Origin of the sequence: Nesterenkonia flava (assembly GCF_031432335.1) — a bacterium.
Taxonomy (GTDB): Bacteria; Actinomycetota; Actinomycetes; order Actinomycetales; family Micrococcaceae; genus Nesterenkonia; species Nesterenkonia flava.
On record NZ_JAVKGT010000048.1, the window covers coordinates 1 to 15,237 of the forward strand.

At 63.9% G+C, this 15,237-nt stretch carries 16 protein-coding genes; 6 read left to right on the plus strand and 10 right to left on the minus strand.

Annotation, left to right across the window (positions count from 1 at the left end):
* Positions 1-34 precede the first annotated feature (34 nt).
* Both RH857_RS12850 and chrA read right to left on the minus strand, forming a co-directional pair.
* Positions 35-511, minus strand: a complete 477-nt coding sequence (locus RH857_RS12850) for a hypothetical protein (RefSeq protein ID WP_310538377.1) — start codon at positions 509-511, stop codon at positions 35-37.
* A 335-nt stretch (positions 512-846) separates the two neighbouring features.
* The gene (gene chrA / locus RH857_RS12855; protein WP_310538378.1) at positions 847-2,064 is read right to left on the minus strand and encodes a chromate efflux transporter; all 1,218 of its coding nucleotides are present in this window, start codon (positions 2,062-2,064) and stop codon (positions 847-849) included.
* Between the two features lie 46 nt (positions 2,065-2,110).
* On the opposite strand from chrA, the gene RH857_RS12860 reads away from it, so the two are divergent.
* Both RH857_RS12860 and RH857_RS12865 read left to right on the plus strand, forming a co-directional pair.
* Positions 2,111-2,845: an arsenate reductase/protein-tyrosine-phosphatase family protein gene (locus tag RH857_RS12860; RefSeq protein ID WP_310538379.1), complete on the plus strand. Its 735-nt coding sequence runs from the start codon at positions 2,111-2,113 to the stop codon at positions 2,843-2,845.
* A 14-nt stretch (positions 2,846-2,859) separates the two neighbouring features.
* Complete coding sequence (locus RH857_RS12865) at positions 2,860-3,219, plus strand: rhodanese-like domain-containing protein (RefSeq protein ID WP_310538380.1); 360 nt, start codon at positions 2,860-2,862, stop codon at positions 3,217-3,219.
* A 79-nt stretch (positions 3,220-3,298) separates the two neighbouring features.
* On the opposite strand, the gene RH857_RS12870 is transcribed toward RH857_RS12865, so the two are convergent.
* Together RH857_RS12870 and RH857_RS12875 are read right to left on the minus strand one after the other, a co-directional pair.
* Positions 3,299-3,730 (minus strand): arsenate-mycothiol transferase ArsC, encoded by a 432-nt coding sequence (locus tag RH857_RS12870; RefSeq protein WP_310538381.1) that lies wholly within the window; start codon positions 3,728-3,730, stop codon positions 3,299-3,301.
* Positions 3,730-4,134: an ArsR/SmtB family transcription factor gene (locus RH857_RS12875; RefSeq protein ID WP_310538382.1), complete on the minus strand. Its 405-nt coding sequence runs from the start codon at positions 4,132-4,134 to the stop codon at positions 3,730-3,732. The genes RH857_RS12870 and RH857_RS12875 overlap by 1 nt, the downstream gene beginning before the upstream one ends.
* A gap of 92 nt (positions 4,135-4,226) precedes the next feature.
* Between RH857_RS12875 and arsB the strand changes: the two genes are divergently transcribed.
* Genes arsB through RH857_RS12890 form a run of 3 tightly spaced genes read left to right on the plus strand, consistent with a single transcriptional unit; the run spans position 4,227 to position 7,082 of the window.
* A complete protein-coding gene (gene arsB / locus RH857_RS12880) occupies positions 4,227-5,345 on the plus strand; it encodes an ACR3 family arsenite efflux transporter (protein ID WP_310538383.1) in 1,119 nt (372 codons plus the stop codon).
* Positions 5,346-5,380: 35 nt separating this feature from the next.
* The gene (locus RH857_RS12885; RefSeq protein WP_310538384.1) at positions 5,381-5,830 is read left to right on the plus strand and encodes an arsenate reductase ArsC; all 450 of its coding nucleotides are present in this window, start codon (positions 5,381-5,383) and stop codon (positions 5,828-5,830) included.
* Positions 5,831-5,861: 31 nt separating this feature from the next.
* Positions 5,862-7,082, plus strand: coding sequence for an FAD-dependent oxidoreductase (locus RH857_RS12890; protein WP_310538385.1), 1,221 nt, complete (start codon positions 5,862-5,864; stop codon positions 7,080-7,082).
* Between the two features lie 10 nt (positions 7,083-7,092).
* On the opposite strand, the gene RH857_RS12895 is transcribed toward RH857_RS12890, so the two are convergent.
* Complete coding sequence (locus RH857_RS12895) at positions 7,093-8,637, minus strand: SulP family inorganic anion transporter (protein ID WP_374761173.1); 1,545 nt, start codon at positions 8,635-8,637, stop codon at positions 7,093-7,095.
* A 164-nt stretch (positions 8,638-8,801) separates the two neighbouring features.
* On the opposite strand from RH857_RS12895, the gene RH857_RS12900 reads away from it, so the two are divergent.
* Positions 8,802-9,209 (plus strand): MerR family transcriptional regulator, encoded by a 408-nt coding sequence (locus tag RH857_RS12900; protein WP_310538386.1) that lies wholly within the window; start codon positions 8,802-8,804, stop codon positions 9,207-9,209.
* Positions 9,210-9,268: 59 nt separating this feature from the next.
* Here the strand turns inward: RH857_RS12900 and RH857_RS12905 are convergent, their stop codons facing one another.
* The 5 genes from RH857_RS12905 to RH857_RS12925 form a co-directional block, all read right to left on the minus strand.
* Entirely contained in the window at positions 9,269-10,765 is a 1,497-nt protein-coding gene (locus tag RH857_RS12905; RefSeq protein ID WP_310538387.1) for a putative type IV secretion/conjugal transfer ATPase, read from the minus strand.
* Entirely contained in the window at positions 10,762-11,697 is a 936-nt protein-coding gene (locus RH857_RS12910) for a hypothetical protein (RefSeq protein WP_310538388.1), read from the minus strand. The genes RH857_RS12905 and RH857_RS12910 overlap by 4 nt, the downstream gene beginning before the upstream one ends.
* A gap of 84 nt (positions 11,698-11,781) precedes the next feature.
* Positions 11,782-13,251 carry an SCO6880 family protein gene (locus RH857_RS12915; RefSeq protein WP_310538391.1) on the minus strand — a complete coding sequence of 490 codons (1,470 nt, stop codon included), beginning with the start codon at positions 13,249-13,251 and terminating at the stop codon, positions 11,782-11,784.
* Between the two features lie 8 nt (positions 13,252-13,259).
* Complete coding sequence (locus RH857_RS12920) at positions 13,260-14,750, minus strand: TrbL/VirB6 family protein (RefSeq protein ID WP_310538389.1); 1,491 nt, start codon at positions 14,748-14,750, stop codon at positions 13,260-13,262.
* 46 nt (positions 14,751-14,796) lie between these two features.
* A complete protein-coding gene (locus RH857_RS12925) occupies positions 14,797-15,123 on the minus strand; it encodes a DUF6112 family protein (RefSeq protein ID WP_310538392.1) in 327 nt (108 codons plus the stop codon).
* Positions 15,124-15,237 lie beyond the last annotated feature (114 nt).

The window sequence follows — 15,237 nt, forward strand, 5'->3', positions numbered from 1 at the left end:
CCGGCTTGGCGAGACCCCGGAGTGATGCCCCGGGTCACGGCAGCCGCCTCACCAGTGTGGTCCCCGAGGCCCGGCCGAAGACCAGCACCTCAGCACCAGCACGCAGATTCGTCTTCTGCCGCCGGGTCAGACGGGTCTCGACCTCTCCGTCCTCATTGGCCGTGGTCTCGGTGACCACCGCAGCGATAGCCACGTCTTCACCGGGCAGGAACCCTTCACCCGAGACAGTGGCCGCAGCTGGCTTCCCGCTGGGCTTAGACCGTGCCGCCTGGGGTTGCTCCGCCTCGGTGTCTGTGAGGGTGCGGCGGCGGGAGCGGATAATGTCAGTAAAAGTGGACCCGTCGGTTTCGTGGACCTCGATCCGCACCGTCCGAGTCCGGTCCCCAGTGACCGCATCTAGCAGCTCGCCGAATCGGGCGTGACTCCACGCCCTAGTGCCTTCTGGTGCGGGGAAGTCCTCGCCATCCACGGTGACCGCCAGCGTTCCGGTGGGCTGGGTCACGGTGATCACAACATGAGTCAACACCGCCGGAACATCCGGCTCCTGCTCTGAGGTCCTGGGCGTCTTGACGGAGCGAGAGGGGCGTCGGGTGGTGTAGTGACTCATGCCCGCCAGGTGCGCTCCGTGACCCTAGGGACTGTGGTTTCAGGCTGAGGTCGCCCGTGCGTCGTAGGTGCCGACCGGAAAGCGGTGGGTCGTGTGCGCCCATTCCTGGGCGCTAGCGAGGAACTGATCTATGAAGTCGGAGGAACTAACCCGGGTAAGCCCAGGGGAGTGGTCAACGAGACGTTGTGGTGGCGCCAGGGCTGCCGCCCGGTCAGCCCGGTGAACCAGCCGGGAGCGGCTCAGAGCATCGCCCAGCCGAGTAGGCCAGCTGCGATGACTACAGCCCACGCCGGGATCTTCCAGTTGTTGAGCGCGACGAAGGCTGCGATGGCCAGCACTAGTGCTTCGAGTCCGACGTCGAGGACTCCGGCGGTGAATACCGGATCGTAGAGGGCAGCGGCGAGGATGCCGACCACTCCTGCGTTGAATCCCAGCAGGGCTTTGCGGGCGATGGAGTTCTTCCGCAGGGCTTCCCAGAAAGGCAGGGCACCCACGACCAGGAGCGCTGCAGGGAGAAAGATAGCAACGGTGGCTATCAGCGCTCCTGGGATGCCGGTCGGCTCTTCTGTGCTGGAGGCGCCGAGGAATCCAGCGAACGTGAATAGCGGGCCTGGGACAGCCTGGGCTGCGCCGTAACCGGCCAGGAAGGTATCAGCGGAGACTAGGTGGTCGGTTTCGGCCTGCAGCAGTGGCAGGACCACGTGTCCGCCGCCGAAGACCAGCGAGCCCACACGGTAAAACAAGTCGATCAGTGAGACCCAGGCGTTGCCGGCCCAGGCAGCCACCAGCGGTAGGGCTGCCAGCAATACAGCGAAGAGTCCCAGGCAAGTACCGGCGGCCCGTTTCGATACTCGCACGGTGAATGCGTCCTCAGGTTGCGTCGATTGCTCATCGGGGGTGAGCCAGACGAGTCCGATCAGCCCTGCTACTGCGATGGCAGCGACCAGCACGAAAGGGTGGGGCACCAGCAGTACTACGATCATCGCTGCTGCTGCGATGGTGGCCCGCGGGGCATCCGGGGTCAGGGATCGGGCCATACCCAGCACCGCGTGGGCAACTACTGCGACTGCTGCAGCTTTCAGTCCATTGACCCACCCGGCATCGGAAAGGTCCCCGGCAGTGCTGACCCCGTAAGCAAAAGTCACCAGCAGCACCACTGAGGGCATGGTGAAAGCGAACCACGCGGCGAACATCCCCAGGTAGCCGGCCCTCTGTAAGCCAAGGGCCATACCGACCTGGGAGGAGGCTGGACCAGGCAGGAACTGGCAGAGGGACACCAGATCCGCGTAGGCCTTCTCGCTGAGCCACTTGCGTCGCTCCACGAAGGCCTCGCGGAAGTACGCCAGATGAGCAACAGGGCCACCGAAGCTGGTCAGCCCCAGTCGGAGAAAGACCAGGAAGACTTCCCAGGAAGTCCCGGGGTGTTTGTCTTGAGCACGTGCAGCAGGTGTTGTCACCTGCTCATCTTGACCAAGGAGATTCGACTCAGTCAACATTGAGTCAATGAACATTGAGCAGATTCCGGATGGGCCGCCACCCAGCCTGAGTGTGGCGCAGCGCGCGGCGCGCCATTCGGCCTTGGCGGAGCCTGTCCGGCTGCGCATCGTGGACCTGCTGCTGTGCTCGGACCTCTCATCCTCCGAACTGCGTGGCCTGTTGGGTGTCTCCTCTAATCTGTTGGCGCATCACCTCGGGGTCCTGGAGAAGGCGCGATTGGTAGAGCGGCGACAGTCTGAAGGGGATCGTCGACGCAGCTATGTACGCTTGCTCCCACAAGAGCGCCGGGCCTTAGCATACGAACACGCCGGAACAGGAAAAACGAAAGCCCCGCCGTCGCAGCTGGTCTTCATCTGTACCGGCAACTCGGCCCGCTCTCCCTTCGCCGCAGCGTGGTGGAACCGCAATGCAGCTCGCCCCACGGGAGTACCCGCGACCTCAGCAGGAACCAAGCCTGCAGCCTCAGTCCCCCCACCTGCTGCTGAGACGGCGAAAGGGCTGGGGATTGACCTTTCAAACCACGACCCAAAACCAATGGAGAACGTCCCGGCTTCGTCGACGACCATAGTGCTGTGCGACCGCGCCCACGAAGCACTCTCCGGGGTGGTCGAAGGCGAACTGCATCACTGGTCGATTCCCAACCCAGCCGGGACAGGCACCGCCAAGGCCTATGACCTAGCCTTCCGCGAAATCTCCGAACGCGTCGACCTACTAGCAGCCAGCCTACGAACAGCACAATGAGGACAGGGATAACTATGGAAGATCACCACGACCAGGATTTCCTTGACCGAGCTGCAGCGGCACGCGAACGCATCAACGAGATTCCTGCTCAAGGTTTCCTCGGATCAAATGAGCAGTACCGCGTGGTTCTTGATGTACGCGAGACCGCAGAGTTCGACCAGGCTCATCTGCCTGGAGCAGTGAACCTGCCACTGGGACGACTCAATGAACACGCCTCGGCCGCACTGCCAGACAAGGATGCTCCCATTGCCTGTTACTGCAACGGCGGAAACCGCGGGGCGCTGGCCACTGAGGCGCTGCAGCAGATGGGTTATCGCAACGTGGTCAACATCGACGGCGGCCTACACGCCATCGAGCGGCAGAAGGGGCAGTAAGGGCAGTAAGGGCAGTAGTAAAGGCCTTGAGGTTCAAATGAGCCTGTGACTGGCGTCCGGCGGGCAACGTGCCTAATGCTCAGCTACCGAGGCGGGAGGCGAGTTCCCTGACCCTGGTGCGGATGTCGTCACGGATGATCTCCATGCGCTGGCGACCCTCGATGCCGCGCAGCGAGGGTTCATCGGTCTCCCAGCGCTCCACGGTCACCCCCTCGACATGGGGCACCTGTGCCTCTGCGCCCAGTACGACGACGTGGCCGGCAGTGCGCATGGCGTCCTCGGTCAGCTGGATGGGGGAGTTGGCACTGATGTCTACCCCGATCTCGGCGAGCACTTCGGCAGAGAGGGCGTTGATGCTCTGCCCGGCCCTGGTGCCCGCAGAGGCGACGCGGACGGCGTCGGGCTTGCCCGCCTCCACCAATTCCTTTTCGAATAGGCCGGCAGCCATCTGGGACTTCCCTCCGTTCTTCACGCAGACAAACAACACCCCAGGGTTTCCTTCAGTGGGCATCAGCAGCACTCTCCTTGGCTGGTCTCGACAGCGTAGGCGTCCTGCAGCATGGCACCCAAGCCTGAGTCTGCACAGAGCTCTGCGCACAGGCCCTCCAGGGCACCGGGGGCGATGGAGTAGTAGGCCCAGGTGCCTCGCTTCTCCCGGGTGAGGAACCCGGCGTCGGTGAGGATGCGCAAGTGGTGGGAGACCGTCGGCTGCCCCAGGCCTAGCGGCTCGGTCATATCGCAGACGCAGGCCTCAGCATTCTCTCCCGCGGCGACCAACGAGAGCAGGGCGAGGCGATTGGGGTCGCCCAGCGCTTTGAACCGGACGGCCAGGTCGGCCGTGCGCTCCGGGTCGAGGGCCGTGGAGGCCGGCACGGTGCAGCAGTCCTCGGTGATCTCCTGGGTGGGGGTGTTCATTAGAACCTCCGACGCTCAATGGATTGACGATTGTCGATGTATGAGAGCATACTCGTATATCGACAGACGTCAATATTCCTCGAAAGGTTCCCATGTCCTCAACAGCCACTGCGCCCGATACCGCTCCCGTGGTCGCCCGGCTCTCCATACTGGACAAGTTCCTGCCGGTATGGATTTTGGTTGCTATGGGAGCAGGACTACTGATCGCGATGCTGGCCCCCGGAGTGGGCCAGGTGCTGCATGCCGTGGAGGTCGCCGGAGTCTCGGTGCCCATCGCCCTGGGTCTGCTGCTGATGATGTACCCGGTGCTGGCCAAGGTTCGGTACTCCGAGACTCACCTGGTGCTGCGGGACAAGAAGCTGCTGATCACTTCACTGGCGATCAACTGGCTGCTGGCCCCAGCGTTCATGTTCGCCCTGGCCTGGATCTTCCTGCCGGATCTGCCTGAATATCGCACCGGGCTGATCATCGTGGGCCTGGCCCGCTGCATCGCCATGGTGCTGATCTGGAACGACCTGGCCTGCGGAGACCGGGAAGCTGCTGCGGTGCTGGTAGCGATCAACTCGGTCTTCCAGGTCTTTATGTTCGGCGTGCTGGGGTGGTTCTACCTCCAAATCCTGCCGGGCTGGCTGGGCCTGGAGACCACCACAGCAGAGTTCAGCTTCTGGGCGATCACCATCTCGGTGCTGGTTTTCCTCGGCATCCCGTTGGCCGCAGGGTTCCTCACCCGGATGATCGGCGAGCGGACCCGAGGACGGGACTGGTACGAGCAGCGGCTGCTGCCCACGCTCGGCCCCTGGGCGCTCTACGGACTGCTGTTCACCATCGTGATGCTCTTCGCCTTACAGGGCGAACAGGTCATGAATCAGCCGCTGGACGTTGCTCGCATCGCAGTGCCGCTGCTGATCTACTTCGTGGTGACCTTCTGCGCCTCCATGGTGATCGGCCGGTTGCTGGGCATGGACTACGAACGCTCCACCACCCTGTCCTTCACTGCGGCGGGCAATAACTTTGAGCTCGCCATCGCCGTGGCCATCGCCACCTTCGGCGCCACCTCCGGACAGGCCCTAGCCGGAGTGGTCGGACCGCTGATCGAGGTGCCTGTGCTGGTGGGCCTGGTCTATGTCGCCCTCTGGGCCCGTCGATTCTTCCGTAGCACTGGGACTACCGGACGTTCCGCCATCTCCCATACGCCGCCCACCACGTTGTAATGCCCGCCACCGTACTCAATATCTAAGGAGCAGCAATGACCCCTCTCACCGACGCATCCCAGCATCTGCCTACTGTCACCTTCGTCTGTGTGCACAACGCCGGACGCTCCCAGATGGCCGCAGGCTTCCTCCGTGAACTCGGCGGCGACCGGGTCCAGGTGTACTCCGGGGGAACCCAGCCTGCCGAGGAGATCAACCCGGTGGCCGTGGAGGCCATGGCCGAGGTCGGCATCGATATCTCGGGACGGGCCACCAACGAGCTCTCCGCCGACATGCTCCAGGAGTCGGATGTGGTGGTCACCATGGGCTGCGGAGACGACTGCCCCTACTACCCGGGCAAACGCTACGAGGACTGGCCGTTGGAGGACCCCGCCGGCAAAGAGCTCTCCGATGTGCGGCCCATACGCGACCAGATCAAAGCCCGGGTCGAGGAACTGATGCAGACCCTGGGCCTGGATACCGCAGCCGCGAAGACCACCGACTGACCAGCAGCCCTAACATTCATAAGGAGACCTGATGAACACGCAACAACTCCCAGTCGCGGTCATAGGGGCCGGCCCTGTCGGACTAGCTGCAGCCTCACACCTCTTAGAGCACGGCCTGGAGCCCCTGGTCCTTGAAGCCGGAGATGCCGCCGGGGCGGCCGTCAGTCAATGGGGCCACATCAGACTCTTCTCGCCATGGCAATACAACATCGACAGTGCGGCTCGCCGTCTCCTCGAACAGGCCGGCTGGGATTCTCCCCACCCCACAGCACTGCCAACCGGTGCAGAACTTGTCGAAGGCTACCTCCGCCCCCTGGCTGCCACCCCTGAACTACGCCACCGCATCCGCTTTGGCACGAAAGTCATCCAAGTCAGCCGCAACCATGAAGGACTGGAAGCCGGAGGATTCCTGCTCCGCACTGAAGGTCGCGATAGTTCGGATGAGGTGACGGCTCGTGCGGTGATCGACGCTTCGGGGACTTGGGGTCAGCCCAATAGCCTTGGTCGATCCGGACGGCCGGTCCCCGGAGAGCAGAGTCCAGCAGTACAGGAGCGCATGCTCGGCGCGCTGCCGGATGTTCTTGGCACCCACAGGGAGCGCCTGAAGGGCCAGCGCATCATGGTCGTGGGCTCAGGGCACAGCGCGATCAACACCCTCTTGAGTCTCGCAGCCCTCCAGTTGAAGGAACCCACCACCGAGATCTGGTGGGCGATCCGTGGAACGGACCCCGAGCGCAGCTACGGAGGAGGACCGGCAGACCAGCTCCCCCAACGAGGAGCACTGGGCCAGCAGCTCAGGCAGCAGGTCCACACCGGACGGATCAATCTGCTCACGGCAGCAACTGTCGATAACCTTGACGCAACAGACCAGTCACTGACCGCCACGTTCACCGACGGGCGAGAACTCACCGTCAACTGGCTGGCCTCCGCGACAGGCTTCAGGCCTGACCACACGGCACTGGCCGAGCTGGAATTAGACCTGGACCCGGTGCTCAGTGCTCCGCGACAGCTGGCACCACTGATCGACCCAGCCCTACATTCCTGCGGGACCGTGCCCGCCCACGGCGCGGACGTCCTGGGCCACCCAGAACCCCACTTGTTCATTACCGGCATGAAGTCCTATGGAACAGCCCCCACCTTCCTGATGGCTACCGGATACGAGCAGGTGCGGTCTATCGCCGCACGTCTCGCCGGTCAGGACGCCTCAGCCCGTGACCTCGATCTTCCACAGACAGGCGTATGCACCGCATGACTCTTCCTTGTCAGTGATTCTCACTGAGAGCACCCGAGAGACGGCCGTGTCGTTCAGCACTATCCTGGTTCATCCCGAGGATAATCGCCGTCTTACCCCGGGACTCGTATTTGGTCTTCACCGCATCGAGCGCGGCCACCGTGGAAGCGTCCCAGATATGCGCCTTAGAGACGTCGATGACGATCTTTTCGGGGTCGCCGGTGTAGTCGAACTGGTAGACCAAGTCGTTGGATGAGGCGAAGAACAGTTCACCTTCGACCTGGTAGACGCGCTGGCCGTCGTCGTCGCTGGCATCCATGCGCGTGACGGTGGTGAAGTGGGCGACGCGGTGGGCGAATAGCACCATTGCCACGATCACGCCGACGATTACGCCGTAGGCCAGGTTGTGGGTCCAGACGGTGACCACCACGGTGGAGACCATCACAGTGGTCTCGGATTTCGGCATCCTGCGGAGGGTGGAGGGGGCGATGCTGTGCCAGTCGAAGGTGGCCCAGGAGACGAAGATCATGACCGCCACTAGGGCGGCCATGGGGATGATGGCCACCACGTCACCGAGGGCGACGACGAGGATCAGCAGGAAGACTCCGGCCAGGAAGGTGGAGAGTCGCGTTCGAGCGCCGGAGGCCTTGACGTTGATCATGGTCTGACCGATCATCGCGCAGCCGCCCATGCCGCCGAAGAACCCGGTGATCACGTTCGCTGCACCCTGACCCCAGGATTCGCGGGTCTTGTTGGAGTGTGTGTCGGTGATGTCATCGACCAGCTTGGCGGTCAGCAGGGATTCCAGGATACCCACCAGTGCCATGGTCAGGGCGAAGGGGAAGATGATCTGCAGCGTCTCCAGGTTCCACGGCACATCAGGGATGAACAGTGAGGGCAGAGAGTCGGGCAGCTCGCCCTCGTCGCCAACAGTGGGGACCGCGATGGCGGCAGCCACTGTGATCACGGTCAACACGATAATCGCTACCAGCGGTGCTGGAATGACTTTGGTTAGCCTGGGGAACAGGAAGATGATGACCAGCCCGGCGATTGCCAACGGGTAGACCGCCCAGGGCACGTCAGTCAGGTGGGGAATCTGGGAGGTGAAGATCAGGATCGCCAGGGCATTGACGAAGCCGACCATGACCGAGCGGGGAATGAACCGCATCAGCTTGGCCACGCCGAGCAGCCCCATGGCAACCTGAAGCACACCGGCAAGGATCACGGTCGCGATGAGATAGTCCATGCCATACTCACGGGCCACCGGAGCGATGACCAGGGCGATGGCACCCGTGGCTGCGGAGATCATCGCCGGTCGACCGCCAAGGAACGCGATGGAGACCGCCATAGTGAACGAAGCGAACAGACCCACCCGTGGGTCCACCCCGGCGATGATCGAGAACGCGATGGCCTCGGGGATCAGGGCGAGAGCCACCACGAGGCCCGCCAGGGCTTCGGTGCGGAGTCTGCGCGGCGACTTCAGCGCCGCAAGAATCGAGTGAGAGCGATCTACCTGCGGTGCCCCACTGGTGGGACGATGGTTAGCGCTGGGCGCAGGCGAAGGTGCTTCAGGCACAGATGTCTCCTTCAAGGTGTGGCGCTATTGCCAAGAACGGGGATCGTCATCCGCTGAGTGCTGGCAGGCGCGAGCGTGGCAGCTGTCGACAGCGGGACCAGTAGGGAAACTCTACCCTGACGTAAAGGTAGAGTTGTAGTTGAGCAGGAGAGACAATAGAGGTCATGGAACAGGCAGAGCTGAATCGTTCAACGCGACATATCGGCGAGGTGGCCGAAATGTCAGGAATGTCACTACGCACCTTGCGTCACTATGACGACGAGGGGCTCTTGACTCCTTCAGGACGCAGTGCTGGTGGGTTCCGTCTTTACACTGATGAAGACATCGAGCGGCTGATGCTCATTCGACGGATGAAGCCTCTGGGGTTCAGCATTGAGCAGATGCGCGAGCTGCTAGAGCTGACAGACACCCTTGCGCAGAGGGCCAGTCCCGAGGCAGCAGAGAAGCTTCAAGGGTTTCTCGCGGAGGCTCATCAACGCCGTGAAAGACTTGCTGAGAAAATCGAGATGGCCGATGACTTCATCGCCAGAGTAGAGGCAGAACTCCAACAGGCTACTGGCCACGAGGAGTAGGGGCCACTTCGGATTGGTCTCAGACAGTCGTCTACAGCACGGGCTGGTCCCTGCGTTCATTAGCTTCCGCCGGTCATGCGACCGGTGGTATCAAAGGCAGCCAGCTCATCGGGGTGGAGTTGGTGTTGGACGACGAAGGAGCGGTCTTTGATCCGCCAGAGGCCTTGCCCGACCCCGAGGGTGGGGAGGAGTTTCTGTTCGGTGCCGGTCAGCCCCAAGGTCTGTGCGGTGGTGCCGAGCTGGTCGGATTCTTGCCGGTAGACGATCCGGGTCTCCGCGTTGGCCAAAAGGCTGCTGGCCAGGGAGCGCATGGCGGAGCCGGCGTCTCCCACGTTGTCCAGGTCAGTGAGCTTATGAAACACCAGCAGGTTGGCGATGCCGTAGTGGCGGGCTAGCCGCCAGTGGGCGTCCATGCGCCGCAGCAGTGCCGGGTGGGACATCAGTCGCCAGGCTTCGTCGTAGACCACCCACCGTTGGCCTCCATTGGGGTCCAGGAGGGCTGATTCCATCCACGCTGAGGCACAGGTCATCAGCACTGAGATCAGCGTGCTGTTTTCGGTGACGCGGGAGAGGTCGAGGCTGATCATCGGCAGGGAGGGGTCGAACTCGACGGTGGAGGGTCCGTCGAAGAGCCCGCCGAGGTCGCCTGCGACCAGGCGTCGCATCGCATGTCCGACCAGCCTGCCGTCTTCGGCGAGGCGGCCGGTGGGGTCATCGGAGGGGTCGAGGATGCGGTCGACGACCATGGGCAGGATCGGCACTTGGTTCTCTGCCACGGTCTGGGTCAGGGCCAGGTCGATGGCGGTGTGCTCCAACGGACTCAGCCCCCGACCCAGCACCGTCTCTGCCAGCGCGCCGAGCAGGCTACGACGACGCGAGGCGACCGTGGTCGCCCACTCTGCGTCTGAGAGGCCGCTGGGGCGGTGGCCTTCATCGAGGGGGTTGAGCCGGTTGGCCAATCCTGCACCCAAGGCGATGGCCCGGCCGCCCACTGCCTCGGCGACTGGGGTGTGTTCTCCTTTGGGGTCGCCGGGGACATAGACCCTGCGTCCGAAGGGCAGGCTTCGGGTGTAGAGGGATTTGGCGAGGCTGGATTTCCCGGAGCCGACGATGCCTGCGAGCACGATGTTGGGGGCGGTGATGATGCCCCGTTGGTAGAGCACCCAGGGGTCATAGACGAAGCTGGCCCCGGAGTAGAGGTCCTGGCCGATGAACATCCCATCAGCACCCAAGCCTCCTTCGGCGAGGAAGGGGTATGCCCCGGCCAGGGTGGCGCTGGTGTCCTGATGCCGCGCTAACCGAAACCTACCCGGATTCCGTAGTGCCGCGGGTCCGGGTTCACCAGCGGCGGGCAGGTACTGCCGTGCCCTGCGTTCAGCCCGCTCGGCCTCAGCTTTCTGGCGGAGGGCGTGTTTCTCGACCTGGCGCTGCTGGGCACGTAGACGGGCTGCGGCTTCCCGACGTTGTTTGCGGAGGCGGCGCCGCTCAGCAGCCGGAGCGACCAGCACTGAGGTATGCAGTCTCTCCTTCTCGGAGTCCTGACCTGTGCTGCTCATCGGGACAGGCCCCGATCGATACTGGTGCTGCTGGTGGGGCGGTTCTGGCTGGCGTACCAGTCCCGCTGAGTCTGGGATTGCTGCTGCTTCGTTACAGAACTCAGTCGCCCCGCAGCGTCCTGCCTGGTGGCCCGGCGTGCGCCTGCGTTGCTGGCATAGACGGCCCCTGCGGCTGCGGCACCGGCTGGTGAGCCTGCTGGTCCGGCGAGGCTGCGCCCACCTGCCGCAGCGTATGCCAGCCCGTAGCGGCGCGGGGAGGGCTCGGTAGGCAGTGGGTCTTCGGAGTCGGGGATGGATCGGTAGAGGGCGACGTGGCCCATCTGCTGGTTATACGAGATGGTGTAGTCACCCTCAGTGATCAGCTTGTCCCCATCCGCAGCCGGGGGCTGATCGTAGACGTAACCGTTCTCCATCGCCGCATCCGTGGTCTCTTGCCCGGTGTCCCACTGAGCAAGGTGGGTAATGCCGGCCTGGGCTTCGTCTTCGTCAATGAGGTCCAGCACCCCACCGGCCTGACCACGGTCGAGGAAGACCACGTTGACCCACCGCCGAGCCGCCTCCTGGGTAACGGAGGCGTGTTCGGTGTGGGGGTGCCAGGCGATGCGCCCGGAATGCTGCGAGGCCTTATCCAACCGGGCGTGAACCTGATCGAGCAGGGTGCCGGCTTGGTGGAGTTCATCGGCAGCAGCCAGCGCCTGGTGTGCCCCGTTGAGGTGGTTACCCTCATCGTCATGGGCCAGGCCCCGGTGGTGTAGGTGGGCTTCGGAGAGTTGGTCGAGGACCTGGCGCAGGGAACGGACTCCGCTGAGCAGTTCCCCCATCGTCGTATATGTCTCACCAGGGTCTTCGAAGCTGCGGGTGGCATGAGCCAGGCCGCGCAGGGCTTGGGATGCTTCCTCAGCATCGGCCTGGGGGTCGTAGAACGTGGCCATTGGGGGCCTCCTGGGTCAACGAGACAGTGGGGTCGTTGACCAGGTGCGCCACAGTCACCATCACGAAGTCGCCGGTGGTTGTGGTTAGAGGCGGCGGCACAGTGGTAGGGCTGCGGCGGTGAAGGCGGCTGCTTGTTGGCCCACGAGTAGGCGGGTTTCGCAGGAGGCTTGGATGGCTGCTTGTTCGATGGCTGCGATGTTGGCGTCGAGTTCTTCGATGGTGGGTGCGGTGACGGAGATGAGTCCGGTGTAGCGCAGGACGCCGTGGCCGGCGGTGAGGTCTGCTTCTTGTTGGAGGACGTCGTCGAACTCTGCGGTGTGTGCGGCGTCTTCGATCTGTCCTATTTTGGCCCGTTGGGCCTGGTCACTGATGTGCTCGACTTTCTTCTTGCGGATGTCGCGGGCGGCTTGGTCGGAGCGCATCGGGGTACACAGCAGGCTGAATGAGCGTTGGATTCCGGTGGAGAGCAGCACTGGTGAGAGGAATCCGGGGTGGACCATGGACCGGGGCCACTCCGAAATCCAGAGCACTGCGTGGTGGGCGGAGTCGGTGCGTAGCCGGGACCAGGTCTCGTTGACTGCTACTGGTCCGGCGGTGGCTAGGCTTTGGCCGAGTTCGCCGTGGCGTTGGAGGACGGGTGCGATGGCGGGGTCGTAGGCCGAGCGCAGGATCACCGCGATCTCACCCGGTGTCAGCCACCCCGATGGGGTGAGGTCGGCGGTGCGCAGCGCGGTGGTCAGGGTGTTCATTTCTTGGCGGAGGACACCTGCTGCCCCTCGGATGCCGCCTCCGGCGGTGCGTATTTGCCGGGCGGCGGCCTTCATATCCAACGAAAGGCTGATCGTGGTGGCGTGGCGTTCCCCGGCCGGGCCGGCACGGTCAATCAGTTCGGAGTAGGTCTCGGCGGCCCAGGACCCGTCGTCGGTGCCGTGTTTGGCCCACCATTCGGCCAACCCGGTCCCCGAGTCCGGCAGGGTGCGTTCTAAGACTTGGAGGGTGGCGACCCGGCCGGAGCGGCACACGGTGGCCAGTACCCGTCCCCAGGCGGTGACTCGGCGTTGCTGCTCAGCAGGGTCTAACAGTACGAAGGCTGGGTGGGAGACCTCGGTGACCACGGTGAGGGTGTTGGCGGTGGGGTCGTGGATCATTCCGGCCCCGGTTTCGGGGTCGGTGTATTCCCGCAGCCGGGCCATATCCCCAGGCAACGCCAGAGTTCCCTCCGGCCGGGGTGTAGTGATGCGGCGGCGGTAGAGCAACTGTCCGCCGGTGGTGCGCCAGACCCACCAGAAGCACACCGGTAGCCACTCCACCGCCGGGCGTCCGGCAACGGGTATCCAGGTCAGTGCGGCGGCGAGGACCCAGATGGGTGCGGTGTAGGCCAGCAGGATGCCGCCCCCGGCGTAGAGGGCACCCACGAGAGACAGCCCGCCGACACCCAGGGTGATCAGCTGAGTCAGGGAGAGGCCGAGCAGGATGCCGCGGCGGGTCAGCCGGGAGAACTTCACCGGCACCAGCTCCACCGACGAGCCCGTGGATGTTGTCTCGCTGGGCATGGTCTTTGTCACCCCTTCCTTCGCTTGTGCACATCAGCGGTCGGGTCCTGTGGCTGAGGCCCTGAGTGTGGTGGCCGGGGTGGGGGCGGGTCGGCAGGCTGGCGTGGGGTCTTCGGCGCAGGCTGCCCAGGGGTCCTGTCTTCTCCGCCCCTGGGTCCTTGGTCGGAGGGACTGCCGCCGGGTTGACCAGGCTGCCGACCGGGCTGCTGACCGCCTCCGGTGTTCTGCTCGGCGGCATCTGCGGCGGTCTCTGCCTGATTGCCGAGGGCTTGGCCTGCTTTGGGTCCAGCGGTCGCGGAGTCTTTGGCAACTTTGGCTCCGATCACCGCCGCAGCAGCAGGACCCCCAGCCGCAGCGCCACCGCCACACGCTGTCCCGCTTCCGGCAGTTCCGCCGCCGGCTGCGGTGGTGCCTGATCCGCCGGTGGCACCAGGACCACCTGGACCACCCGGCGGCGGGCCGCTACTGGGTTTGCCTGATGTGGGTTTCTGCCCACCCGGACCACCACTGTTGGGTGGTGCGTCACTGTTGCCGTCGAGGACTTTCTTCGGCCCCTCGCCCTGGGGCTTGTTCGGGGTGGGTACCGGACGGTTCAGGGACTGTTTGGCTTCCTGTTCAGCCCCGATGGAGTGGTACATGTCGGCTCCGACGAAGGAGAGGAACCGGTAGGTCATATACGGGGCGAAGGCGGCCATCAACATCAGCACCACCCCGGCCAGCGGATCACTGACCGAGGCCAAATCGGCTTCGATGGGTGCGGAGACTTGGGTGATGGCCACCAGAAACATCACCGTCAGCACGAGCTTGGAGACCGCGAGGGCGATGACGAACATCGCCCATTTGCCGATCCAGCCTTTGCTGGCATCCCAGGAGGCCCCAGCAAACGCCAACGGCGCAAGGACAACGGCGACGAGGATCAGGGCTTTGCGCACTAGCAGGGAGAGCCAGACGATCGCCGCAGCCGAAATCGCCAGCCCGGCCATGAAGATGGTGATGATCGCCCCCACACCCGGGGCCGCAATGGAGATCGCTGTGAGCCCAGCAGCTAATCCGGCGATCTTGTCGCCCATGGATTCGGTGGTTTCCCCGGCAGCCTGGATGATCCCCAAACTCAGCTGATCCACGACTTCCAGCAGCAAGGCAGTCAGCGTCACGGCGATGAAGGAACCGAGCACGGATTTCGCTAATCCGAGGGCGGCTCTGGTGAGTGCTCCGGGGTCGCGGCGGATCAGGCCGGTGATCAGTTGCAGGCAGAAGAACAGCAGCATCACGAAGACCGCGATGCCGAAGACGATGTTGTAGACCCCCAGGTACTCGTCACTGGTGACATCAACCAAGGTGGTGGTATCGAACACGGCCCAGACGGCCTCGAACAGCCAGCCGGCGGCAGCACCCATGGCTTGGGCTAGCCATTCGAATGGGGCTGAGATGAGGCTGGCGGCTGCTTCGCCTGCGGTATCGCAGACATTGGAGATGACGGGAACATCGCACAGGCCCACCGCACATCACTCCTTCACAAACAAAGGGGGTTGGAGACGGTGGGGGTTAGACCTGCTGGCCGACGTTCCAGAAGAAGTTGATCAACGTGACGGAGGCTCCGCAGATGATCGCGGCCCCGCAGGAGACCAGCACACCGATCTTTCCCCGGCCTGCCAGATGCGGATTGGAGCTATTAGCTCCGAAGCCCCACACGATCGCCGAGATAATCAGCGCCAACACGGAGAGCACCAGGCCGATGGTCATGACCGCCCCCACGATGGTGCGCAGCTGGCTGATCCCCGGCAGCCCGGATTCGTTCGGGCTGATGTCGATCTGAGCGACCACCACCGGGTCAGCCACCAGGGTGGGAGTGGTGAGTGTGGCGGTGTGAATGGCCTCGGAGAGGGCGATGAGAGTGTCCACGACAACTGCTCCTTCAGATGAGAAACGAGTGAAGCGACCCAGGTTTGATGCCGCATCTTTCTAAGCTGAAAGGATGCAGTCATG